The following is a 24,033-nucleotide window of genomic DNA, read 5'->3' as shown; positions in this document are numbered from 1 at the left end:
TCTCCTTTCGAAATTTGAGATTGACTAATATTTAACATAAACTATAAAACAAAATAAAAAAAAATTCCGTGACAATCATCACGGAATGAAAAAGTAATGGCTATAAATTTTCATTTTCTGGTAAATCGCCCTTCTTATAGAAATAGGACAGCTTATCAGGGGAAAGCAGATATATTTTTTTATTCTCCATTTCAATTAATTGATAGCTGCAAAGCAATTTGCAGATTCTGGATGTTGTTTCCCTTGGCGCTCCTAAAAAATCTGCTAAATCTGTAATACTAAGCGGGATATCTATATAGAGTCCTTTCTCATCGTATTTACCGAAATCACGTCCCAGTTTCCAAAGCTTCGCAGCCAATTTCCGCTCCATATAAATACTTCCCATTGTATTTTTCAACTGGTGGCCCATTCTCCAGATTTTTCGTTCCAATTCCTGGATCACGGCCCGGGTGAGAGTAAAATCTTTTTCCATTATTTGATTAAATACATCCGATCTTATGACAAAAACTTCACATGGAACCATGGTATGGCAGCTCACCGAAATGAATACATCTGGTGAAATGCAATCATTTAACAATTCTCCCGGTCCAAGGTAAAATATTGTTTTTTGTTTTCCGCAATTTGTGAGATTATAAATTGCAGCTCTTCCTTCCAACAAAAAGTATATATAGGTATTTTTATCTTTTGCACGAAAACATTCCGTGTTCTTATCATATTTCACTATTTTTCCCAAACGCCAGATTTCGGCCTTTGTTTCTTCACTTAAGTTCTCAAATATAGAAACTATTTCCGGTCTGTTCATATAACCTCTCTTCTCCGAGTACCTGCTCAATTTCTTAAAGTCAAATGTATTGTTAAACAATAATTATACCAGTTTCTTCTGTATGTTGCAATTGTAACATTCTTTTATCAGTGTTGAAAGGCGTATGCTATTTTGAAGAAAAATTGCAAAATGGGAATAGATTACTTGACTATTGAATAGAATATTCATATAATAATAATGTAGTTTTGCAATGAAAATGCAGAATGGAGGTCATAAATATGCTTCTCGAATTTAGAACTAAGAATTATAAATCATTTGTTGATGAAACCGTATTTTCTTTAACGGCAGCACCTAAGCAAACAGGATTGGATTATAGTCTGCTGAAGGAGAAGGTTAAGGGAAAGACAATAAAAGGACTTTGCTCATCCGTTATATATGGACCAAATGCAGCTGGAAAAACAAATATTATTGGTGCTATGGATGTATTTCGTTCCATCGTGTTACGTGGAAATATCCGAAATTCGGAGGAAAAGGTGTCGCCTAATCCGGCTTCGGGTGCATTGGAATTGATTCCTAACAATAAACTGGAAGAACCGGATACAGTTGATTTTTCAATTGATTTTCTGAATAATGGACTATTTATCCATTATTATGTGAGTATGGATTTGGGAGGTTTCCTTGATGCGGATTATCCTAGAAAGATAGTAAGTGAGGATTTAGTGGTTAATGGTGAATGTGTTTTTAAACGGAACAAAGAACTGAAAATTGGAAGCTTCAAGAGCATACAATCTTACATGGCAGATTCACTGAAGCAGAATGTAGAAGGTGCAACTGAGATTGCAAAAAACAGCCTGAATTTGGAAGAACTTTTTTTAATAAATGGTTTTAAACTTATTTTCAGCCCATCTTTTGTAAAAATGATGACAGACTGGCTTACAAACCAGTTTATGATTATTTATAGGGCAGATTCTATGCAGCTCATTAAACGATTTGCAGATCCGCAGAAGCAGACTGTTTATCTGGAAAAAACTACCAATAAAGCGGCAAAGTTATTTGGCATCAATTCTAATGCTGTTGGTTATGTAGTCAGTGAAGAGGATTCAGATGCAAAGCTTTGCTCCATTTTTAACAACATAAAAGATAAGAAAAATGCAGCGATGGCAGCAGAATTATTTGAGTCTTATGGTACGATACGCTTTATTAATATGTTTCCCTTGGTTATCCGAGCCATACAGACCGGAGGGACCTTGGTAGTTGATGAATTTGATGCATCAATTCATCCGATGGCTTTAATGAGTATTATCAATGTCTTTCATAATGATGATATTAATATTCATCAGGCGCAGTTGGTATTTAACACGCATAATCCGATATTCCTCAATTCCAATCTTTTCCGTAGAGACGAAATCAAATTTGTGGAACGGGATGATGAGAGTCATCACAGCATTCTATATTCTTTGTCGGACTTCGGAACAACGGGAGAAAAAGGTGTCCGAAAGCATGAAGATTACATGAAAAATTATTTTGTTAGCCAGTATGGTGCTATTAAAAATATTGATTTCACACCAATCTTTGAAGAAATGCTTTCTAATGGAAGTGAGGGGTGACTATGGTATTAAGAAAGTCTACGAAAAAGTATTACTTTAGTGTGGAAGGTGAGACAGAGCAATGGTATCTGATATGGCTTCAGGACCGTATTAATAAAACAGAAAAGGCAGCCTTTAAGGTATCCTTTGACTGTCCAGTACAAAAAAATCCCCTTAAACGTGCGAAGTCATTGGTTGTGATTGGAAAGACAGAAATTTATCATTTGTCCGATTATGAAAGTGATGAGCGGGTACATGTGCAGGGGTTTCAAGACACAATGGACAATATGAAAAAAGCAAAAGAACTTGGGAAACAAATTGACTACAGATTCGGGTATAGTAACCTGACCTTTGATTTGTGGATTATTTTACACAAGACAGATTGCTATGGCTCTTTTACTCACAGGAAGCATTATCTTGCGCCATTAAATAGAGCTTATGGTGAGCATTTTGAAAGTATGGATGAGTATAAACACGAAGATAATTTTAAGCGTGTTCTTGGAAAATTGCAGCTGTCAGATGTATGCGATGCAGTAAACCGAGCAAAAGCTATTATGAAGAAAAATCATGAGAATGGTTATATTCTGCATCAGTATAAGGGATATCGGTATTATAAAGAAAATCCATCTCTTGCAATTTGGGAGGCGATTGAGAAAATTCTTAAGGACTGTAAACTGTAACACTGATACCAAAAGATCAACTTACGGGTGATGCATACGAGTCACCGATTAATTATTAAGGGCTGGCCCTTCCAGCCCCCCTTTTTATTCCTTGCCTGAATATTTATGAATATAATATTCCTGATTTTGCGAAACCAGGGAAAGGGTGTCGATAAATTTATCTATTTCATCAAAAGTATTGTACAACCCCAAACTAACCCTGACCATTCCCGGCAGCGGGGCCTTAAGATGATTAAAATAATATTCCATATCAATCTCTGACAGGCCCAAAAGCCGCTGGCAATAAGGATGTGCGCAGAAGAAACCGCTTCTGGCAGCAATACCTGATTCATTTGCAAGGATCATTGCCATACACTTATGTGAAATATTATCCATGTTAAAAGGAATGATACTTATCGTATCACCTTTACTGGTGTCACTGTAAAAACGGATGCCGGGAATACGGTGCATGCGTTCTGCTGCATAGTCGTATAAGGCTTTTTCGTGATTAAATATTTTGTCCATCCCTAATGTACTGAGGGTACGTATGGCCGCACATAGCGCTGCTACCCCCATTACATTAGGGGTTCCGGCTTCATTTTTCCGCGGAGGAGAAAGCCATTCGATCTGGTTATGGGTATACAGCCGGAAGGTACTGCCGCCGTGCAGGAACGGCCGGCTTTTTTCAAAATCAGTTTTTGGACAGACCAGTGCACCGATTCCAAAAGGTGCATACATCTTATGAGCTGAAAAAGCCAGATAGTCGAGATGTCCGGGGGAATTTGCAGGCATCATATCCACCAGGACGTGCGGAACCAGCTGCGCTCCGTCAACCATGATTTTAGCGCCATATTTATGTGCAATGGCTGCTATTTCATGTATTGGATTGATATAACCTGTAACATTGGAAGCTCCTGTGACAGTGACAAGTTTTACTTTTCCGCTGTATTGGATCAGCTTTCTTTCCAAATCTTTTATGGATAATCGTCCCCATGGGTCAATTTCAATATAATCCACTATAAAATGGTCCCTCCAGGATAAATCATTCGAAGCATGTTCCATCCAGGTTGAGAGAACCACATTTTGATTTTCTGTCTGTTGGGATAAAACATTCGAAAGGAGATTAATGGATTCACTGGCATTTTTTGTGAATATGACCACGTCATTGTCCTTGTCTGCATGGACAAAATCCTGTACAACACAGCTTGCATGATCATAAATATCGGAAGATAATTTGGATTTAAATCCCGCTCCCCTGTGTATGGAGGAATACCATGGGGCAAAATCATTGATTTCTTTGAGTACGGAAAAAAAAGGAGGAGTCGTGGCGGCATTATCAAAGTTTATGGAAGTCACATATTCCCCGTTGGCAATAGGGACCTTTGTATCTGTACCTATAACAAGGTTTGGGATAGGGTTATTCATTGGCTCCATTTCTGGTTTCTCCTTTCTTTTCTGCGATTGATTTACGAATTAACATTGCAGCAGAATATGATTCTGATAAATTCATGTAAGAATTATTATGCCTGGCGGTATAAAGTTTTATTCCGGATTTTATGATTGGCAGGCAATGGCTAAGGCTGGACGGCTTCTAAAAAATCTTAGTGCAGCCTCCAGCCTTATAATTTATTAATGCCTGACCATATTAGAGCGGTATATGTTTCTTCAGCCATTTAGCTGCCAATTCAAACCATATCCCGCAATCCGGATTGATTTGTTCTTCTGAATTGGCTGTTACCTCATTTGCCAAAGCCAGGCCGTGTCCGCCATCCTGAAATACATGCAGCTCATATGGCACTTTATGCTTTGCTAATGCGGAAGCAAATGCCAAAGAATTTTCTGAAAAAACTAAATTGTCCTTTGCGGTATGCCACAAAAAGGCAGGCGGAGTTTTCTCAGAAACCCAGCAGCTGGGACTGTATTCTCTTATCACATCTTCCGTAAGTTCACTGACTCCTGTTAATGCCCGGTTTGCAATTTTCATAAATGCAAAGGTATCTATCAGCTCTTCATTTCCAGCCTCAGTCATAGCTTTGTCCGTCATAACCTGATAGTCTAATAATCCGTATCCCAATAATAATGCATTTGGCTTTATTTCTTCTGCCTGTTCCCCATGAACGGAATCCGCTAATTCTTTCTCATGCCAATGCACCCCTAAGCCGGCAGCTAAGTGAGCACCTGCTGAGAATCCGCAAACTGCAATCTTATCCTTATGTATATACCATAAATCCGCTTTCTGCCTTAAATAGCGTACCGTGTAGGCAAGTTCTCTTAATGCAAGCTTACCAACACCTGCATTTTCTCCCTCCGCATCACCTGTCGTATATCTAAGAACAACTGCGTGATATCCCAGAGACAGAAATTTCATGGCGATCGGCTCCGCTTCCCGGTCGGATGTAAATAAATATCCGCCGCCCGGTGCGATAACGACGACCGGACGTTTCTTTCCCGGCAGTAGTTCTTTGGAATCTTCTAATAAGTAAGCTGTAAAATATGCCTCTGATTCATTTTCCTCTACATAACGTTTTTTAATAATCATAATTTCTACTCCTTTCCATTTGATTTACCCCATCTATGAATTGAATGCTTTTGGTAATCGTCTACCAGTTGGGGAATACAAAGTAAGCTGTCTTTCATGTTAAAATTATTATACCTTAGAAATCCTATTATTGATAGATTAATTAAATAATCAGAAGCAGCTTGGTCTTTATATCTTTATATTCAATAATCTTAGGATCATGCATGCAGCACCCCACCCTGAACCGGAATCCACTTTATTGAAAAGCCGGCGGAACCATAAAATAAACCAGCGTATATTTCCCTCTGACGCTTTTTATATGCAGCCCGGAAGCCGCCCCATAAGCCAGTGTCAATCGGAGATTGGTATTAGCCAGGCCGATATGGGCAGATGAAACAGCGGAATTCCTGCGAAGCTGCTCCTGCAATTCCAAAAACTTTTCAGGAGTAATGCCAACGCCATCATCCAGAATATAAAACAGGATGGATTTCCTCAGCCGGCGGACGCCCACGCAGATAATCCCTTTCCCCTCTTTTTCCTTGACCCCGTGATAGATCGCATTCTCCACAATGGGCTGAAGGATCATTTTCTTAATGGGATAGATGGTACAGGAATCATCCATGCGGTAGCGGATTTCGAATTTATCCGCATAGCGTGTCTTCATAATGTCCAGATAGGTTTTTAAGTAACCGATTTCTTCCTTGATTTTTACATTCTCCTGAGGGTCGCTTAAGGAATAACGCATGACGGAAGAAAGGCTGGAAACCATGGTGCTGCATGGATTTTCCGATGAAGTCAGGCGTATGGCCTCCCAGTAGATGGTATTCAATGTGTTATGGAGGAAGTGGGGATTGATCTGGTGCTGCAATGCCTGCAGCTTCAATATCTGCATCTTGTAATCGCGTTCCGAGGCCTGGACCTTTAAATATTTCTGTTCAAGAAACAGCCGGATGATGTTTAACATGATGTATTCGAACGGGTTGGAAGCATTTTGGGGCATGTGGTCAAAATGCTGTTTGGAGGCATCCGGATTGCTGAAAATGTCTATGATGCTGTTTAAATACCGGTACTCCCGGTTGGTTTTGTAAAAAGCAAGGATAAAGGATAACAGGATCGCAGAGAAAGTGAGCAGCATGTAGGTCCCGGATAGGTTTCTTGTAGTTTTGTAGATTTCGCTGGAAGGAGTAAGCGTAATATAAGTCAGGCCGTTGATCCGCGGGGATTTTAAGTATGCAGCCTTGTGGCTCATACCATTTGCCTGAATGTCAAAAAGATGCTGTTCTTCCTTTGCTGTCAGGTCCGGGAAAATTGAGTTCAGTTCTCCGACAGGATTGGCGGAATGGCTGTTGGTATAGATGATGTTATTGCCGGAATCCATTAGGTATATGGTTTGTCTGTCATACTGCAGGAGGGTCTGGAAATACTGATCGAGCTTATTTAAGTCGTATTCAAAGACAATCAATCCTGCCGGTATTGAGGCGGAACGGGTATAAAGCCGCTGGTAGATCATCAGGGAGTTTTGGCCGGCCGCAGAATAAGTGGTCTGTTTCCGGTGAACCTCCATCCAGAAATCCCTGCCGCCGGAATTTTTATAGGTTTCTATGAAGCCCTGTTCCTCCGGAGAGGAGATGGTCTGGATCGCTCCTTTCTGCGGGAGATAGATCCGCTCATTTGCATTGTCATAATAAACATAGATGTTTTCGATATATGGGTCCGTAAAAATCAGATTCTGAAAATAAAGGGACAGATTCTCGATATTTTTCAGGGAATCCAAGGACAAAGATTTTTCATTAAATGCCTTTTTTAACTGAATGGTCACTCTTGGATTGGAGGAAAAAAAGATATTGGCGTTATCAATGTGGGAATACAGCAGGTCCATGGTCTTTTCCAGCTGATGTAAGGTCTGGTACGTACTCTTTTCTATGGCAGCCGTATTGTCCCGGGAAGATTGGACAACGCTGTACGGACCGATCATCATGATCGGGATCAGCAGCAGAAGACAGTTGGTCAAAAGGCTTTTGCGAAAGAATTTGTACCGTACGGACCGTTGCTTTTTAAATGTTTTCCTCAGTCTGATCATAGTCATCTCATTTCCCCATCTTTGCCCGGTAATCCGTAGGAGTCATGCCATAATAAGCCCGGAACGCCCGGGTGAAATTATTGGAGTTAATGTATCCTGCCATGCTGCTGATGTTGTAAATCTTCACATCCGGATCCTGTAAAAAAACAGCAGCCTGTTTCATGCGCATTTCAAGCATATGGTCGGAAAATGTCATATTTGTCCTTTGCTTGATCAGCTGGCTTAAATAAGAAGGATTTAGGTAAAGGGATTCGGATAAATCCGCCAGTGACCCTTCCCTGTAATTTTTCGCACAGTATTCCAACACCTTTTTTATGGTTTCATTCCCGTTATCGTTTGACTGGGATCTTAAATCCACCTGATATTTCCGGTCCAGCTCTTCCCGGATCATTCCAAAGATTTCCTTTAATTCTCCGAAGCTGGAGGGTTTCAGGGCATAATAGCGGACCCCGTATTTAATGGCATCCTGTGCATATTTAAAATCATCGTGTGCGCTTAAGAATACGACTAGTGGCCTGGCCCCCTTTAAGGCAGATATGGATTTTGCAAGTCCGATCCCATCCATGACCGGCATGCTGATATCCGTAAATACCACATGGACCACCTGGTCTTTCATCATATCCAATGCCTCTTTTCCGTTTCCGGCCTGCCCGCATATTTCAAATCCCAGTTCAGCCCAGGGAAAGCATGTAGCCAGTGTATTCCTGGAACTGACCTCATCATCTACTACCAATAATTTATACATAAAGTCCCCCTGCATTCCTGCACCCATAAAATCATAGTTTCTGATTATTTAGTATAACAAAGAAGAAAATCGAATGCAAGGCAGCCCCGGAATCTATAAAATAATGATAGCTCCGTAAAATAATGATAGAATTTCAGGATATCCACAGCCAATGGCAGAGTAGTACCAAATAAAAAAATCTATGGTAAGATAAAGCAGGAACAAATACAGGATATAAATATTTCAGAAACGAGGAGGATTTATCATGAAAAAGCAGTGGAGAGGGGTTTTATCGCTGGTTACAGCCGCAGCCGTTACGGTTTCCCTGGCAGCCTGCGGCTCATCCGCAGGCACAGGGGATGGGAAAGGTACCGGGGGCGGCAGTTCCGTTCAGTCGGAGGACGCAGCCGGAGAGAGCACAACGGGGAAAGATTCGGCTGAAAGCGGGGAACCGGTTACTTTAAGATTTGCATGGTGGGGAGGAGATTCCAGACACGAGGCCACATTAAAGGCCATCGGGCTGTATGAAGAAAAACATCCCAATGTAAAAATAGAAGGGGAATATCAGGGGTACGACGGATATTATGAGAAAATGATGACGACCTTATCCAGCGGAACGGCTCCGGATATTTTCCAGTTTTCCAGGGACTGGATCGCAGATGTCCAGGAGGCAAAGCATTACATCGCTGATTTATCCAAGCTTCCGGTGGATTTAACGACCTTGAAAAAGAATACCATCGAGAAATCAGGAATGTACAACGGGGAGCCGGTGATGTTCCCGTGTACGGTCGGCGGACAGGTTCTGTATGTTAATACGGATTTCGCCTCCAGATTCGGAGTCGATATGGCAAAGCAGTATACCTGGGATGAATTAAAGGAGCTTGGCAGGAAGGTACATGAACAGGACCCGGAAGCCTATTTAATGACAGCGGATATTGACGTATTGAACCGGTTGATCGCACTCGGATACATTGCCCAGCAGACCGGAGACAGCCTGGTAAATCAGGAAACGTATGAACTGAATTTCACAGAGCAGCAGATGGCCTCCTCTCTTCAGAACATCCTGGATTTATATGAGTCCAATACGCTGGAGCCCTTTGGAGAAGCCGCAGTTTTTGTAGGCCAGATGGATCAGAATAATAAGTGGGTCAACGGAAAGATCGGAATGCTGCTTGACAATACGGGATCCTGTCCCAAGTACGAAGCATCCACCTCAAGTAAGATCGATGTTATGAAGATCCCGGTAATGGAAAATGCGGTATCCAGCGGCGTGGATTTCTCCAGCAATATGGGATTCTGCATCAATGATAATTCCAAAAACAAGGAAGAAGCCGCAAAATTCCTTGATTTCATTCAAAATGATCCGGAGGCCATCGAGATTCTTCGGACCGAAAGAGGCTATTGCCCGACGGATATTGCAGAAAAGACATTGGAAGAAAAGGGCTTATTAAATCAGACACAGAAAAGAGCTGTCGCATTGGCCCAGCCTGATTCCTATACGATCAATACCATAAGCGGCAATACAGAACTGGAAACCATCAGAAAAGATGTGATCCAGGAAGTCATTTACGGAGATATCACGCCGGAAGAGGGTGCCAAGGAAATTGTAGACCAGTACAAGGAAGTGCTTTCGTCACTGAAGTCAGAGAAGTAACTGGCCGTAAGCAGTAATTGAATCAGGGGATACTGGATTCTGCCGGAGCTTTGCGGAGTGACGGCCGGTATCCCTTTTTTGATGGAGGAAATTCATGAGAAACTCATATTCAAAGAAAGCGAATGCAGCATGCAGCGTGCGGAAATATCCGAAAAACTGGAAATGGGGGCTTATTTTCATTGCCCCGTGGGTGATCGGATTCGCATTCCTTCAGGCCTATCCCCTTTTGATGTCCCTGTATTATTCCTTTACGGATTTCTCGATTTTAAAGGCAGGAAAGTGGGTCGGATTAAAAAATTATACAGACTTATTTACCAGAGATAAATATTTCTGGAAGTCCTTTTTCATTACCGTAAAATATTCCCTCATGTCGGTTCCCATGAAGCTAGTGATGGCGTTAGCCATTGCCATGGTACTGAATATGAAGATGAAGGGAATCAATCTGTTCCGGACCGTGTATTACCTTCCTTCCATTATGGGAGGCAGCGTAGCCATATCCATTCTGTGGAAGTTCATGTTCATGAAGGACGGTATGGTCAACAAAGCTCTGGCATTCATCGGAATCCCTTCCGTGGACTGGCTTGGAAATCCTGATATCGCACTGGTTTCCATCAGCCTTCTGGTGGTATGGCAGTTTGGTTCTTCCATGGTATTATTTCTGGCAGGTTTAAAAAACGTTCCCACAGAGCTCTATGAGGCAGCTTCCGTAGATGGGGCTACAAAATGGAGGCAGTTCTGGAACATCACCCTGCCCATGATCACCCCTATCGTATTCTTTAATCTGATGATGCAGATCATCCATGCCCTGCAGGAATTTACCTCGGCATTTATTATTACCAACGGCGGTCCAAACCACGGAACCTATCTCCTGGGAGTGAAGATCTACGAGGATGCGTTTCAGAACTTGAAGATGGGGTATGCCTCAGCCTCCTCATGGATCCTGTTTCTGACCATTCTGGCCGTTACCATGGCAGTATTCAAATCTTCGGACGCATGGGTATTCTATAACGATGGAGGAATGGACTGATGAAAACGAAAAACCGCAGAAATTTAATCGCATACGTGATCCTGGTCTTAATTGGAATATTCATGATATATCCCCTGGTCTGGCTGTTTTTTGCAACATTTAAAGAAAACCGGGAGCTGTTCGGTAAAATGACGCTGCTTCCGGAGCATTTTTCCATAAAGCCGTTTCAGAAGGGGTGGCGCGGAAGCGGCCAGTTTACCTATACCAGCTTTTATCTCAATACCTTTAAGCTGGTAGTGCCTACCGTGGTCCTTACGGTCCTTTCTACCGGCATTGTGGCTTACGGTTTTGCCAGATTCCGTTTTCCGGGAAAAAAGCTGTTCTTTCTGCTTATGATCTCGACTCTGATGCTTCCGGATTCGGTTGTCATCATACCAAGATATGTTGCATTTAACAAATTCGGCTGGGTCGATACCTATATGCCGTTCTGGATGCCGGCACTGCTTGCCTGCTATCCGTTTTTCATTTTCATGCAGATCCAGTTTCTGCGGGGGATCCCGAGAGAGCTGGATGAATCGGCGTATATTGATGGCTGCAACCCGTTTATGGTTTTTATAAAGGTCCTGTTTCCGCTGATGAAGCCGGCCATCTTTTCAGTCGTCATATTCCAGACTCTATGGAGATGGAACGATTACTTCAATAATCTGGTATATATCAGCAGCGTAAAAAACTATACCTTATCCCTTGCCTTAAAGATGTCCATTGACGGTCAGGGAGCTTCCACACCGTGGAATCAGGTGCTGGCCATGTCCTTTGTATCCATGATCCCGCCCATACTGCTGTATTTCTTTGCACAGAAGTATTTTGTAGAAGGAATTACGTCAGGAGGAATCAAGGGATAGAGATGGATGCATATAAATTTGAATCAAGAGAAGATACGGCACGAAGCCTTATTAGGCTGATCCGGCCGTTAAAAGAGTACTACAGTTCCGGCCGTGCTTTTTTAAATATAGGAAACACAGGAGTACACTATGGCAGCAGGGTTGCTGCCATGGAAGGCTTTGCAAGAGTGCTCTGGGGGCTGGGACCGCTGTTTTCCCAGCTTTCTTCTTATGAAGATGAGGGAATAAGAATAGAGGCGGAGGAGTGGAGGTCTCTGGTTTTAAAAGGGCTTACCTCCGGTACGGACCCGGAGAATATAGAATACTGGGGGGATATGGCGGACCATGACCAGAGGATTGTGGAAGCGGCAGCCATAGTCGTAATGTTCACCTTAAATCAGGACATGTGGCATGGGCTGGAGCCGGCAGTGAAGTCCAATGTGTACCGGTGGCTAAACCAGATGAATGGCTGTGAAATGCCCCGGAATAACTGGCGGTTTTTCCGGATACTTACCAATATGGCCTTTCAGCTTTTAAACCTGCCTTATTCCATGGAAAAAGTCAGGGAGGATAAAAAGCTGGTGGAGGATTCCTGTCTTTCCGGCGGCTGGTATGTGGATGGCGGCAGGGATAAAATGGATTACTACATTGCCTTTGCTTTCCATTTTTACGGTCAGATTTATGCAGCTTTTATGAAGGAAATGGATCCGGAATGGTCAGAAACCTTAAAAAGCCGGGGGGAAGCATTTGCCCGGGATTATCTGTACTTTTTTGCCAATGACGGCAGCAGCATTCCATTTGGAAGAAGCCTGACATACCGGTTTGCTCATTGCAGCTTCTGGGGGGCGTATGCCTTTTCGGGAGCTTCCGGTATTGATTATGGTGTGATAAAAAATATAGTTGTAAGCCACATGGAAGAGTGGTTTCAAAAACCGATCCTCGATCACGGCGGAATCATGACGGTCGGTTATTCCTACCCCAATCTGATCATGAGCGAGCATTACAACGGCGGAGGTTCCCCTTACTGGGCCTTAAAGGCATTTTTAATCCTGGCGCTTCCGGCAGATCATGATTTCTGGAAGGCGGAAAGGAAAGCATTTCCTTATCAAAAGCAGAAAAAACTTCTGCAGCCTCATATGATTATTACCCATGATGAACACGGCTGCATCATGGCTTATACCGCAGGACAGCATTGTCCCGGAAACCATGGACATGTATCGGAAAAGTATGAAAAATTTGTTTATTCCAACCGGTTCGGGTTCAGCATTTCCAGGGGGCAAGAACTAAATGACGGGGCATTTGACAATACCATCGCCTTTTCTCATGGAGGAGAAAACCGTTATACCATGATGCATGGATGCAAAGCCTTTGCGGTGGAGGACGATTATTTAAAAGCTGTATATGAACCAATAAGCGGCGTAAAGGCGGAGAGCATAATCGTCCCCTGTTCTCCCTGGCATGTGAGGATTCACCGGATTGCATGCGAAGGGGACATCGACGTTTCTGACGGAGGATTCAGCATTCCGGCGGAAAACAGCTCCGGTATCAAATACAGGGACAGCCAGATCGAAAAGACCGGACAGTCCGCAGCAGCCAGATTCCCCTGGGGGATTTCCGGTATCATAAGCTTAACCGGCGGCGAAGCAGAGGTTCTCCAATGCTTTCCGAATACCAACATACTCTACCCCCTTACCGTGATGCCTCTTGTAAAGCATCATCTGGAGAAAGGGACCCATCTGCTTATCAACTGTGTGTTTGGAGATATCTCAAAAGAGGCTGAGGGTCTTTACCTGCAAAGGCCGGAGGTATCAGTGGAAGATGGCATGGTAATGGTAAACTGTAATGGGAAAAAAATCAATGTGCAATTATAAATATCAGGAGGAATCGGGATGAAAGCAGAATATCAGGATTGGGCGGCGCAGTCAGAAGCCCGGATCCTATCAAAACTTGAAAAAGTGGCGGAACGCAATCAGCATAAAATCCCCTATACGGCGGTGAATGGCATTTTTGATGACTGTTCAGGGGAGAAGATCGGTTGGTGGACCAATGGATTTTTTGCCGGGATCATGTGGTTTTTGTATGACAGAACAGGGAATCAGATTGGGCTGCAAAACGCGGTCGGGATTGAAGAAAAGCTGGATGCCAATTTTCTGGTCTATGATGATATGGACCATGACAATGGATTTAAGTGGCTTCCCACTGCGGTTGCAGATTATGAGGTCACCGGATCTGCCGGGGCACTCAACCGGGCATTGCTGGCCGCTTCCAATCTGGCGGGCAGATACAATCCGGCCGGGGGCTTTATCCGGGCCTGGAACGACAGAGGCAGCGAGGATCACAGAGGTTATGCCATCATTGACTGTATGATGAACCTGCCCCTTCTTTACCGGGCTTTTAAACATACAAAGGATCCGAGATTTTATCAGATAGCGGTACATCATGCGGACACTGCCATGAAAAGCTTTGTCCGGCCGGAGGGTTCCGTTGCCCATATCATAGAGTTTGATCCGGAAACCGGCCGGCTTGTGAAAAGCCATAAAGGCCAGGGATATGTGGAAGGATCTGCCTGGACCAGAGGGCAGGGCTGGGGAATTTATGGCTTTACTCTCAGCTATAAGCATACGAAAAAGCAGGAATATCTGGATACGGCATGCCGGATCGCAGAATATTATCTTGACCACATACCGGAAATCGGTCTGATCCCCATTGACTTCTGCCAGCCGGAAACCTGTACCTGGGAGGACTCATCGGCAGCAGCCGTGGCAGCCTCCGGTTTGCTGGAACTGGCCGTTTTTGTAAAAGGGGAGGAGAAGGACAGATATGAAGCTGCGGCAGTCCGGCTGCTAAAGACCCTGGCAGAAAAAAGGTGCAGGTGGGAGCCGGATATGGATCATTTTCTTGAAAAGTGTTCCGCTTCTTATAAAGAACCGGTTCATGAATACCCGATCATTTATGGAGACTTTTACTTTATTGAAGCCATTCTTAAAATCAACAGGCATGCTTTGGACATGTGGTGACGCAGCCGGAACAAAGAAATGAAAATGAATGAGGAAGTCCGCATATGGGCTTCCTTTTCTGCGCTTGCGGCTCTGTCAGGTTTATTCTTCTGTTAAACAAATGCGTTGACGAAAATGTTCAAATAGTTTAAAATATAGTTAAGTAGTTTTTTTCAGGAGGAAATTTGCAATAATGAAAGTAAAGGCGGCGGATATTGCAAGAGGGCTTCAAATTTCAAAAGCAACTGTGTCCCTGGCATTAAATGGGAAACCCGGTGTAAGTGAACAGACAAGACAGGAAATTCTTGACTATAAAAGGCAGTTGGAGAGCCGAAGCAGGGAAAAAGCAGCTTCAGTGATGAAAGAAAAGCAAGTGATAAAAATAATATTTATGCATCGCGATTTAAAAGTGGCATATGGTTCGGAATTAGATCTATGGACAGATGTTCTGGCGGTATATGACAGGGAAGCCAAGAAGATGGGGTATTCTTTGGGAGTCACCTATGTTAACGTATTAAAAGATCCGGTGGAGCAGATAGTGAATGAATGCAATATGGACAGCGTTGCAGGAGTGATTTTATGTGCCACGGAAATACAGAAGCAGGATTATGAATTGTTAAAGAACATTCATAAGCCCATGGTAATAACTGACAACGACTTTGAAGACAATTCTCATCACAGAGTATGCATTGATAATACTGCGGCATTGAAGCTGGCGGTTGATTATTTACGAAAAAGGAATTGCAATGATATCATTTACTTAGCCAATGATATTGATATCTACAATTTTGAGCAAAGAAGAGTTGGTTTTAAACAGGCAATGATCAATAGCGGCCTCGAGTTTAAACCGGACAGGATCATCCCTGTGGGACGGACGATCGATCATGTAAATGAAAGAATGAAAATGTATCTGCGTGAAAACCGTCTGCCGGATGCATTTATTATGGAGAATTTTCAGGTATCGATCGGAACGATAAAAGCGATGAAGACAGAAGGAATATTAATACCGAAAGACATTTCGCTGATCGGAGTGGACGAGGTACCCAGTTATGCCACATATGATTGTAAGCTGACAACAATAAAAATCGACCATGTTAACAGGCCTTATATTGCAATGCTTTTGCTGAAAAGAGAAATAAAAGAACGTATGCCGACAAAGTTTAAGGTGATGTCAGATTGCCTGTTAATCGAAGGGAATAGTGTAAAATAAATAAAATTAAGAAATAATACTTTCAAATAAACATCAAATGCTGAAGAATGCATTTGATGTTTATTTGTTTATATAAGCGTTTATATAAAAACCATGAAAGAACATTGATATATATAATATGTGTATAAAAAAACACATTACAATAAAAATAAATATACATAAGATACAAAAATGTATTGATATTTAGTTCGGAGTATGTTAAAATAAGTTTATATTAAATTTAGAAAGTTAAATTTATTGTTTAAATTTAACTGGTACATTAATCTTACAGGAGGTATTTTATGAAAGCGAAAAAGGGTATGGCATTCCTGCTGGCATCGGTGATGCTGGTCTCTGCGGTTCTTACCGGCTGCAAAACCAAGTCAGCACTTAAGGAATCGGAAGCAAAAACGGTAGGAGACAGTGCGAAAGACGGCTCATCGGGGGGCTCAAAAGACGGGGTTACAGAAGTTTCCTTTTGGGCGTTGAATACAAGACAAAATGCGGTTGATCCTATTGCAGAAGCTTTTAATGCCGCGAATAAGGACATCAAAGTTACCGTATCCTATTATGATACGGATGGGATCAAGGATGCCTGTAAGGTAGCGGCTTCTTCAGGAACGCTCCCTAATATGTGGTTTAACTGGGGCGGAAGCCTGGGGGGATTTTATGCAGAAAACGGTCTTTCCTATGATTTGACCGAATATGCAAAAAAGAATGACTGGGAAAATAAATTCAGTTCAGGTGTCTTAAGCCTTTGCCAGTTAGGCGGTCAATTGTCCGGCTATCCTACAAGCTATAATGTATTGGATGTTTTCTATCGAAAAGATATCTTTGAAAAATATGGAATTAAGATTCCGGCCACCTTTGAAGAATTCGAAGATGCCTGTGCAGCATTAAAAGAAAATGGCATAACACCCATTTCAACAGCTGGTTTAAACGGATGGCATGTCATGAGATTTGTAGAATTGCTGATCGAACATTATGCGGGAAGTGAGCTCCATGATTCTATGAATACATTCGAATCCAGCTATAATTGTGATGCTGTTGTTCAGGCATTAACCAAGTATAAAGAATTCTGTGATAAAGGTTTTTTCCCGGAAGGTTTTGTTACTGCAGATCCGAATGATACGGAGATGGCTCTGTTCTCAGGAAATGCGGCAATGGATATACAAGGTCAGTGGTACGATGGAAAAATTTTACAGGCTGAGCAGGATATGAATTTATATGGTACATTTGCATTCCCATCCGGCGGTACGGACCGGTTGTCTGCATTTGCTGAAATGACACAGTTTAATGCGAAGAATACAGATGCTCAGCTAGAAGCATGCATGAAATTCATGGATTATTATTATAGTGAAGAAAATGCTGAAAAATATGCAGAATACTATAATCTTCCCCTTCCTAAAATTGATGCAAAAATGCCGGAAGGGCAGCCAAATGTTGCAGAAATGTTTAAAACAGCAGAAACCAACGGAACCTTCACGATTACGGATCAGGCTTTCCCCACAGAAGTGGCAGATGCTCTATTCAATGTTCAGGATGCAATTGCAAATGGTGAAATGGAGCCTGCAGACGGAGCAGCTAAAATTCAGGCTGCGATTGATGCTTATCAGGCAGCCAATAAATAACAAACTATGAGAAACACGCTTTGCGACATACTGTCCGTTTCTTAAAGTAAAATATTTTGCCGGGTTTAAATTTAAGGAGATCATTATGGGAAAAAGAAATAAAAGTGATAGGAGCGCATTTCTGTTTTTGCTGCCTGCCGGTATTATTTACTTATCAGTTATTGTTGTTCCGGTATTTTATTCCTTTTATATCAGCTTGTTTCGGTGGAACGGAATAGGAGATAAAAAGTTTCTTGGGCTGCAAAATTATATTCATTTATTTCAATCAGATCCAATATTTCTGATTTCGATCAAAAATAATCTGATTTGGATTGCATTGACCATTTTTATTACAATGACCGTTTCATTGGGATTCGCGGTCATTTTAAATAAGCAATTCAGAGGGCGTACTTTTTTCAGAGGTTTTTTCTATTTCCCCTGTGTAATTGCTCCGATCGCTGTGTCTATTATTTGGAGATGGGTATATAATCCCAATATTGGTTTTATAAACCAGTTTTTTAAAGCAGTTGGGAGTGATTTTTCACAAAGCTGGATTTCCGATCCTAAAGTGAGCATTTATGCTATATTTGCTGCAGCGTTATGGCAGGCTGTCGGTCAGCCCATGATTCTGTTTTTGGCCGGCCTGCAGGCAGTACCTTCCGATGTATTGGAAGCGTCAAGAATTGATGGAGCTTCCGGTATAAAGCAATTTTTCCTGATTACGGTTCCGTTATTAAAAGAAAGTTTTGTAATCGTAATAGCTACATTAATTGTTTCAGCTATGAAGGTATTCGATGTAATTCAGGGCCTGACAGGAGGGGGACCCAATAATGCGACTCAAATGCTTTCAACCTATATGTATTCACAGACATTTCAATATAATAATGTAGGAGTTGGTACAACGATTGCGTGTGTTATGGTATTTATGATGCTGGTGGTCATAGTACCTTATGTTCTGTTCACCGCAAGAGAAGACTAAGGAGGTGTTAATATGGAAGGAAAGACAAAAAAAATAATGAAAAAAATTTCTCTCTATTTAATACTGATTTTTTTAGCAGTTATTTGGATTGTACCGATGGTAACATTGTTATTGACCGCAATAAAGTCAAAAAAGGATTTCTATGGCGGCTTAGGTCTGTTCAGCATTCCCGCTCATATTGCATGGAATAACTTTATAAATGCAATCGAAAAGGGGCGCTTGCTGATTTATATGAAAAATGATCTCATTGTCTCAGGGCTTAAGGTTCCTTTGGGTATTTTTGTTGAGGCGCTGGCGGCATTTGCCATAACAAGGCTGAATATCAGACATAAAACCGGAATTTTTATATTTTTCTTAATTGGTATGATGCTGCCGATGCAGACTGCTTTGGTTCCAATTAATGTCATTTACAGTAAACTTGGACTACTCAATACTTATTTTGGATTGTTTTATGTATATATAGGTTTTGGTATTTCGTATGGCATCTTGATTTTAAGGGGATTTTTTTTAGGAATACCAAAGGATATTGATGAAGCAGCCTATCTTGACGGATGCAATAAGTGGCAGTTATTTACGAAAGTTATTTTCCCGATTTCAAAGCCTGCGGTGGCTACCTTGATTATTACGGATTTTCTGGCGACCTGGAACGAATATTTACTGGCTAGTGTTATTATAAATGATAATGCGAAAAAGACTGTTCCGGTCGGAATTATGACATTCGTTGGAGAGCACGGAACCGATTATGGTTATCTGTGTGCCGGGGTGCTGCTATCGGTGATTTCGGTATTGGTTGTATATTTAATTTTTCAGCGTTACTTTGTAGAAGGAATGGCAGGAGCAGTAAAATCATAACAGAGGAGATTAAACATGACAGAATATATCAGAAAAATAGAAAAATGGGATGCGTGGGAAATAACATGTATGGGACATACGGATAAAAATCCATTTGTGGATTATAAGATACAGGGGACCTTTACCGGTGATCATGAATGTAAAACGGTGGATGGATTTTATGATGGGGACGGGAAATATGTGGTTCGTTTTATGCCTTCATTTGAGGGAAAATATGCATTTGTAATTAAAGGGAGTTTTTCCGAAGAAACCTATGAAGGGACATTTGAAGTACTGCCGGCTGATGGGCATAATCATGGACCGGTCCGTGTGGCTAATACATATCATTTTGCATATGAAGACGGAACTCCTTATTATTCCGTCGGAACGACTTGTTATGTATGGGAACTGCAATCGGAAGAATTACAGAAACAAACATTAGAAACGCTTAAGAACAGTGTGTTTAATAAAATTCGTTTCTGCATTTTTCCCAAACATTATGATTATAATCTAAATGAGCCGAGATCGTATCCATATGTAGGAACGCCTTGCGACAGTACAAAATTAACAAAAGATAATTTTCAGTTATTTAATGGGAAAGCCGATGGAAATCAGTGGGATTTTTACCGGTTTAACCCGGAGCATTTCCGGCACATTGAAGAATGTATCAAGCAGCTGAGAGAATTATCGATCGAAGCAGATTTAATTGTCATGCATCCCTATGACCGCTGGGGATTCAGTTCTATGAGTAAGGAAGAAGACGAATTATATTGGAACTATGTCATCGCAAGATTTGCTGCGTATAGGAATGTATGGTGGTCACTTGCCAACGAATATGATCTTATGCCGCAAAAGACCATAAAAGACTGGGAAAATTATGCAGGAATTATCTGTGAAAAGGATATATACAATCACTTAAGATCAATTCATAATTGTATGCCGTTTTATGATTTTACCAGACCCTGGGTAACGCATTGCAGTATGCAGAGACAGGATGTGTATAAGACAGCTGAATTCGTTACTGAATGGAGAGAGAGGTATAAGAAGCCGGTAGTAATTGATGAAATAGCTTATGAAGGAAATATCCAGCATGGCTGGGGAAATATAAGCGGTAAGGAATTGGTACGCAGATTCTGGGAAGCCAGTTTAAGGGGCGGATACGCCGGGCATGGGGAAACTTATATGAGTCCGGATGACATCTTGTGGTGGTCTCATGGAGGGGTTTTACATGGAGACAGTCCCGACAGGCTTAGATTTTTATATAAGATATTATCAGAGACTCCGGGATACGGTCTGATGCCATTACAATCGGCCTGGGATGAAGTGTGCGCTGTTCCGGAAAGTATGGACTCTATGGTACGGAAAACAAAAAACTATTATTTATATTACTATGGGTTTAACAGGCCGTCGTTTCGGGAATTTTACTACGATGACACAAGTGAATTTGAAATTGAAGTAATTGATACCTGGGATATGAAAATCGAGGACAGGGGTATGGTTAAGGGAAGATTTAAGGTGGAGCTGCCGGGGAAAGAATATATGGCGATACGTGTTAAAAAATGTAAAGGCTGCCAGGCTTGAATGAATAGGAGCTGTAAACGGCATCCTTTGCCGGAATGGAAGCAATTGGTTTAAAGGCAGCGGATCAGAATTGCCAATTATATACAGTTATTCCAGGTTTTGCGCGCTGTTCAAAGAAAAACCATCATGTTATACTTGTAAAAAATTGAAAGAAAAGGATGACATGATGAAAAAAAGTATTATGAAAACAACACTATGGGCTGTTTCCGTTTTTATGCTTATGATCTTCAGCTGCTTCTACAATGGGAAAGCCTTTGCTGCCAAACCGGATAAGATCGCTCCGACAGCTCCCGGGAACCTGAAAGCATCCGGTGTCACTGATACCTCAGTTACCCTTTCCTGGGAGGCGTCTGCAGACAATGTTGGAGTAAAGGAATATCAGATTTACAAAAACAATACTTATCTTGGTTCCTCAACTTCAACTACATATGCTGCAAATGGTCTAAGCCCTGCATCGGCGTATCAGTTTTATGTAAAGGCAAAAGATGCAAAAGGAAATGTGTCGCCGGACAGCAATACGGTATCAGTAACGACAACATCTGCATCAACGCCTGCTGATCCGGTATCCGGTCAGCCGAAAATGGTCGGATATTATGCGGCCTGGGCAGCGTATTACAATTATTTGCCAAACCAGATTGATGCGGGCAAGCTGACTCATATTAATTATGCGTTTGCCAACATTGGTTCCGATTTAAAACTCACACTGGGATATCCGGAAGTTGATCCCAATAACATAAAGCAGCTGAATTCACTGAAGCAGACAAATCCAAACTTAAAGACGCTTATTTCAGTCGGCGGCTGGAACTGGTCCGGCAGATTCTCTGATGCCGCACTTACGGATGCTTCCAGAACGGCATTTGCGGATAGCTGCGTAGATTTCATAATAAAATATGGATTTGATGGGGTTGATCTTGATTGGGAGTACCCTGTAAGCGGAGGTCTGGCAACGAATGGCAGGCGTCCGGAGGATAAACAAAATTTTACGCTGCTTCTTCAGAAAATAAGAGAGAAGCTTGATGCACGGGGAAGTCAGGATAACAGGCATTATCTTCTTACCATCGCCGGGGGAGCCGATAATTCTTATGTAAACAATGTAGAACTGGCAAAGCTGGCCCAGTATCTGGATTATGCCAATATCATGACTTATGATCTGCATGGATATTGGGATTCCCATACGGATCTGCTTGCACCCCTTTATAGCAACACGGATACTTCCCCCCAATACAAAACAAGCGTGGATCAGGCTGTTACTGCCTGGCTGAATGCTTCATTTCCTGCGGACAAGCTTGTAATGGGGATCCCGTTTTATGGATATTTGTATTCTTCCGTGAATCAGGCAAACAATGGCTTATACCAGACATTTGCCGGTGCCAATTCGATCAGCTATCAGGCAATTAAAGCTGACTATTTGAATAAAACAGGCTATACCAGATATTTTCATTCCCAGTCCATGGTTCCCTGGCTGTTTAACGGTACGGTCTTTATCAGCTATGAAGATCCGCAGTCCATTGCCTATAAAACCGATTATATCAAATCGAAAAAATTAGGCGGTGCTATGGTTTGGGAACTGAGTCAGGACCCGGGCGGAGAGCTTCTTAATGCACTGTATAACGGAATGAAATAGGCAGCCTGTTTTATTCCGGTGACGATGAAAGCTGCAGGTTGTCGGTAGGAAGATAGAAAACGACACGGCATCCGCCTTCCACAAGATTGCGAAATTCAATACTGCCATCATGAGCCATTATGATTTGACGGACGATGGTAAGCCCCAGCCCATGGTTTTTTAACTCCATGGGCTCTTTCGGATCATTCAGACGGTCGAGCGTTTCCGCAGGAAAGCCGGCTCCGTTATCGGTAATGGAAAAAATACAGCCTTCCGGATTTTTTTTCAAAACAATCTGAATATCGCAGCCTTCCGGATTATGATTGATGCTATTGTTGATTAAATTACATACCGCCCGTCTTAGCAGTTCGTTATCCGCATGTACAAAGCTATTCTGCGCATTTTCTTGTATCATTACTTTTAAGGTATATATATCCGGAATTCCACTGTTTAAGATGTCGGTTACAACACTGCGCAAAAGCGGGGCCAGCGCAACGCGTTCCTTTCGAAGCGGCTGCATATCGTATTCTAATTTGGAAGCCAGATTCAAATCACTTACCAGCGTTTTGATCTGCTCGCATTGCCTGCGGATGATATTTGCCTGATTCCTCCTGGCTGGAGGCAGACTTAAGTCCTCCTCCAGCTGACTGGCATAGCCCATTGCAAGGGACAATGGAGTACGGATATCATGAGAGATACCTGCAATCCATGTGGTTCTTGCGTTATCCCGTTTGTTAAGTGCAGCTTCCTGTCTGGTCAGCTGAGCGGAAGCCTGATTGATCCCCAGGGCGAGATCCCCCAGGATTCCGTGAGCGGGCAGTTTGACCGGACGCTTTTGTGCCATGTCTTCTATACCTCCGGACAGCCTTCTGAGAGAGGAAAACAGCCGGTACCCAAGAAGCAGAGCAAGCAAAATGGCGGTGACGGCATTTAGAATCAAAAAAAGAGGCAGCCAGAATTGGGAGTTTTCCATTACTTTCTGTGAAAACTCCATATTATGTTTCCACATGCTGTTTTTGGGATTGCCTAAAACAAAAAGACCGTCCGTACGCCGCCATACGTAAACCGGGTAATCTTTTAAATACCAGCGTGAAAATCCTGCTACATCAGAGAGAGAATACTGAAGCGGAACATCGGAAGGAAGGTTACGGTTCCAGATGACAGCGCCGTTATCGTTCAGCAGCATGGCCCATTGATGATTCTTGTCTATCTGCGTTTCTGCGGGTTCAGAAAACACATATCTCTCATGAGAAATGGTCAGCTCATTGGCGATCTGTGAAACACTATAGTCTCTTCTGGCATTGCTGCCCGCTTGCATGATCCATGCAGCCAGGGCGGCAAAATTGATGACCAGAAGAATGATTGCAACAGCTGCGGCTGACAGCACATAGCGGGATAAAATTTTCATCATG

Annotated in this window: 19 protein-coding genes; 13 read left to right on the top strand and 6 right to left on the bottom strand. The window is 42.3% G+C overall.

The features are described from left to right. Positions 1 to 100 precede the first annotated feature (100 nt). Entirely contained in the window at positions 101 to 802 is a 702-nt protein-coding gene (locus BQ9856_RS02445; protein ID WP_077609560.1) for a Crp/Fnr family transcriptional regulator, read from the bottom strand. A gap of 239 nt (positions 803 to 1,041) precedes the next feature. Here BQ9856_RS02445 and BQ9856_RS02440 point away from each other — a divergent pair, with 239 nt between their 5' ends. Both BQ9856_RS02440 and BQ9856_RS02435 read left to right on the top strand, forming a co-directional pair. Further along, on the top strand, positions 1,042 to 2,370 hold the full coding sequence (locus tag BQ9856_RS02440; protein WP_077609559.1) for an AAA family ATPase: 1,329 nt from the start codon (positions 1,042 to 1,044) through the stop codon (positions 2,368 to 2,370). A 2-nt stretch (positions 2,371 to 2,372) separates the two neighbouring features. Beyond that, complete coding sequence (locus tag BQ9856_RS02435) at positions 2,373 to 3,029, top strand: RloB domain-containing protein (protein ID WP_077609558.1); 657 nt, start codon at positions 2,373 to 2,375, stop codon at positions 3,027 to 3,029. 84 nt (positions 3,030 to 3,113) lie between these two features. On the opposite strand, the gene BQ9856_RS02430 is transcribed toward BQ9856_RS02435, so the two are convergent. From BQ9856_RS02430 to BQ9856_RS02415, 4 genes are all read right to left on the bottom strand, one after another. Next, positions 3,114 to 4,442, bottom strand: a complete 1,329-nt coding sequence (locus BQ9856_RS02430) for an aminotransferase class V-fold PLP-dependent enzyme (RefSeq protein WP_139348633.1) — start codon at positions 4,440 to 4,442, stop codon at positions 3,114 to 3,116. A 211-nt stretch (positions 4,443 to 4,653) separates the two neighbouring features. Beyond that, on the bottom strand, positions 4,654 to 5,547 hold the full coding sequence (locus tag BQ9856_RS02425) for an alpha/beta hydrolase (protein ID WP_077609557.1): 894 nt from the start codon (positions 5,545 to 5,547) through the stop codon (positions 4,654 to 4,656). A 235-nt stretch (positions 5,548 to 5,782) separates the two neighbouring features. Continuing rightward, entirely contained in the window at positions 5,783 to 7,612 is a 1,830-nt protein-coding gene (locus tag BQ9856_RS02420; protein WP_077609556.1) for a cache domain-containing sensor histidine kinase, read from the bottom strand. 1 nt (position 7,613) lies between these two features. Then, positions 7,614 to 8,351, bottom strand: a complete 738-nt coding sequence (locus tag BQ9856_RS02415; protein ID WP_077609555.1) for a response regulator transcription factor — start codon at positions 8,349 to 8,351, stop codon at positions 7,614 to 7,616. A gap of 244 nt (positions 8,352 to 8,595) precedes the next feature. Here BQ9856_RS02415 and BQ9856_RS02410 point away from each other — a divergent pair, with 244 nt between their 5' ends. From BQ9856_RS02410 to BQ9856_RS02360, 11 genes are all read left to right on the top strand, one after another. Continuing rightward, positions 8,596 to 9,984, top strand: coding sequence for an ABC transporter substrate-binding protein (locus BQ9856_RS02410; RefSeq protein ID WP_077609554.1), 1,389 nt, complete (start codon positions 8,596 to 8,598; stop codon positions 9,982 to 9,984). 94 nt (positions 9,985 to 10,078) lie between these two features. Then, entirely contained in the window at positions 10,079 to 11,011 is a 933-nt protein-coding gene (locus BQ9856_RS02405; protein ID WP_077609553.1) for a carbohydrate ABC transporter permease, read from the top strand. Continuing rightward, complete coding sequence (locus BQ9856_RS02400) at positions 11,011 to 11,853, top strand: carbohydrate ABC transporter permease (RefSeq protein ID WP_077609552.1); 843 nt, start codon at positions 11,011 to 11,013, stop codon at positions 11,851 to 11,853. The genes BQ9856_RS02405 and BQ9856_RS02400 overlap by 1 nt, the downstream gene beginning before the upstream one ends. Before the next feature lie 2 nt (positions 11,854 to 11,855). Beyond that, complete coding sequence (locus tag BQ9856_RS02395; RefSeq protein WP_077609551.1) at positions 11,856 to 13,703, top strand: DUF2264 domain-containing protein; 1,848 nt, start codon at positions 11,856 to 11,858, stop codon at positions 13,701 to 13,703. Positions 13,704 to 13,721: 18 nt separating this feature from the next. Continuing rightward, the gene (locus BQ9856_RS02390) at positions 13,722 to 14,849 is read left to right on the top strand and encodes a glycoside hydrolase family 88 protein (RefSeq protein ID WP_077609550.1); all 1,128 of its coding nucleotides are present in this window, start codon (positions 13,722 to 13,724) and stop codon (positions 14,847 to 14,849) included. A 172-nt stretch (positions 14,850 to 15,021) separates the two neighbouring features. Then, the gene (locus BQ9856_RS02385) at positions 15,022 to 16,038 is read left to right on the top strand and encodes a LacI family DNA-binding transcriptional regulator (RefSeq protein WP_077609549.1); all 1,017 of its coding nucleotides are present in this window, start codon (positions 15,022 to 15,024) and stop codon (positions 16,036 to 16,038) included. A gap of 281 nt (positions 16,039 to 16,319) precedes the next feature. After that, positions 16,320 to 17,648: an ABC transporter substrate-binding protein gene (locus BQ9856_RS02380; protein ID WP_077609548.1), complete on the top strand. Its 1,329-nt coding sequence runs from the start codon at positions 16,320 to 16,322 to the stop codon at positions 17,646 to 17,648. Positions 17,649 to 17,733: 85 nt separating this feature from the next. Further along, positions 17,734 to 18,606 carry a carbohydrate ABC transporter permease gene (locus tag BQ9856_RS02375; protein ID WP_077609547.1) on the top strand — a complete coding sequence of 291 codons (873 nt, stop codon included), beginning with the start codon at positions 17,734 to 17,736 and terminating at the stop codon, positions 18,604 to 18,606. Between the two features lie 12 nt (positions 18,607 to 18,618). After that, positions 18,619 to 19,458: a carbohydrate ABC transporter permease gene (locus tag BQ9856_RS02370; RefSeq protein ID WP_077609546.1), complete on the top strand. Its 840-nt coding sequence runs from the start codon at positions 18,619 to 18,621 to the stop codon at positions 19,456 to 19,458. A gap of 15 nt (positions 19,459 to 19,473) precedes the next feature. Beyond that, the gene (locus tag BQ9856_RS02365) at positions 19,474 to 21,018 is read left to right on the top strand and encodes a DUF5605 domain-containing protein (protein ID WP_077609545.1); all 1,545 of its coding nucleotides are present in this window, start codon (positions 19,474 to 19,476) and stop codon (positions 21,016 to 21,018) included. 163 nt (positions 21,019 to 21,181) lie between these two features. Continuing rightward, positions 21,182 to 22,642, top strand: coding sequence for a glycoside hydrolase family 18 protein (locus BQ9856_RS02360; protein ID WP_077609544.1), 1,461 nt, complete (start codon positions 21,182 to 21,184; stop codon positions 22,640 to 22,642). A gap of 10 nt (positions 22,643 to 22,652) precedes the next feature. Here BQ9856_RS02360 and BQ9856_RS02355 read toward each other — a convergent pair whose 3' ends face one another. Continuing rightward, entirely contained in the window at positions 22,653 to 24,032 is a 1,380-nt protein-coding gene (locus BQ9856_RS02355; protein ID WP_235839125.1) for a sensor histidine kinase, read from the bottom strand. Position 24,033 lies beyond the last annotated feature (1 nt).

It is taken from the genome of Clostridium sp. Marseille-P2415 (genome assembly GCF_900155545.1).
In the GTDB taxonomy this organism is placed as follows: Bacteria; Bacillota; Clostridia; order Lachnospirales; family Lachnospiraceae; genus Lacrimispora.
This window is presented reverse-complemented; position numbering and strand designations above follow the sequence as displayed.

Bases quoted from the DNA above. Each gene is read 5' to 3' on its own strand.
- BQ9856_RS02445 (WP_077609560.1), bottom strand. From the start codon at position 802: ATGAACAGACCGGAAATAGTTTCTATATTTGAGAACTTAAGTGAAGAA.
- BQ9856_RS02440 (WP_077609559.1), top strand. From the start codon at position 1,042: ATGCTTCTCGAATTTAGAACTAAGAATTATAAATCATTTGTTGATGAA.
- BQ9856_RS02435 (WP_077609558.1), top strand. From the start codon at position 2,373: ATGGTATTAAGAAAGTCTACGAAAAAGTATTACTTTAGTGTGGAAGGT.
- BQ9856_RS02430 (WP_139348633.1), bottom strand. From the start codon at position 4,442: ATGGAGCCAATGAATAACCCTATCCCAAACCTTGTTATAGGTACAGAT.
- BQ9856_RS02425 (WP_077609557.1), bottom strand. From the start codon at position 5,547: ATGATTATTAAAAAACGTTATGTAGAGGAAAATGAATCAGAGGCATAT.
- BQ9856_RS02420 (WP_077609556.1), bottom strand. From the start codon at position 7,612: ATGACTATGATCAGACTGAGGAAAACATTTAAAAAGCAACGGTCCGTA.
- BQ9856_RS02415 (WP_077609555.1), bottom strand. From the start codon at position 8,351: ATGTATAAATTATTGGTAGTAGATGATGAGGTCAGTTCCAGGAATACA.
- BQ9856_RS02410 (WP_077609554.1), top strand. From the start codon at position 8,596: ATGAAAAAGCAGTGGAGAGGGGTTTTATCGCTGGTTACAGCCGCAGCC.
- BQ9856_RS02405 (WP_077609553.1), top strand. From the start codon at position 10,079: ATGAGAAACTCATATTCAAAGAAAGCGAATGCAGCATGCAGCGTGCGG.
- BQ9856_RS02400 (WP_077609552.1), top strand. From the start codon at position 11,011: ATGAAAACGAAAAACCGCAGAAATTTAATCGCATACGTGATCCTGGTC.
- BQ9856_RS02395 (WP_077609551.1), top strand. From the start codon at position 11,856: ATGGATGCATATAAATTTGAATCAAGAGAAGATACGGCACGAAGCCTT.
- BQ9856_RS02390 (WP_077609550.1), top strand. From the start codon at position 13,722: ATGAAAGCAGAATATCAGGATTGGGCGGCGCAGTCAGAAGCCCGGATC.
- BQ9856_RS02385 (WP_077609549.1), top strand. From the start codon at position 15,022: ATGAAAGTAAAGGCGGCGGATATTGCAAGAGGGCTTCAAATTTCAAAA.
- BQ9856_RS02380 (WP_077609548.1), top strand. From the start codon at position 16,320: ATGAAAGCGAAAAAGGGTATGGCATTCCTGCTGGCATCGGTGATGCTG.
- BQ9856_RS02375 (WP_077609547.1), top strand. From the start codon at position 17,734: ATGGGAAAAAGAAATAAAAGTGATAGGAGCGCATTTCTGTTTTTGCTG.
- BQ9856_RS02370 (WP_077609546.1), top strand. From the start codon at position 18,619: ATGGAAGGAAAGACAAAAAAAATAATGAAAAAAATTTCTCTCTATTTA.
- BQ9856_RS02365 (WP_077609545.1), top strand. From the start codon at position 19,474: ATGACAGAATATATCAGAAAAATAGAAAAATGGGATGCGTGGGAAATA.
- BQ9856_RS02360 (WP_077609544.1), top strand. From the start codon at position 21,182: ATGATGAAAAAAAGTATTATGAAAACAACACTATGGGCTGTTTCCGTT.
- BQ9856_RS02355 (WP_235839125.1), bottom strand. From the start codon at position 24,032: ATGATGAAAATTTTATCCCGCTATGTGCTGTCAGCCGCAGCTGTTGCA.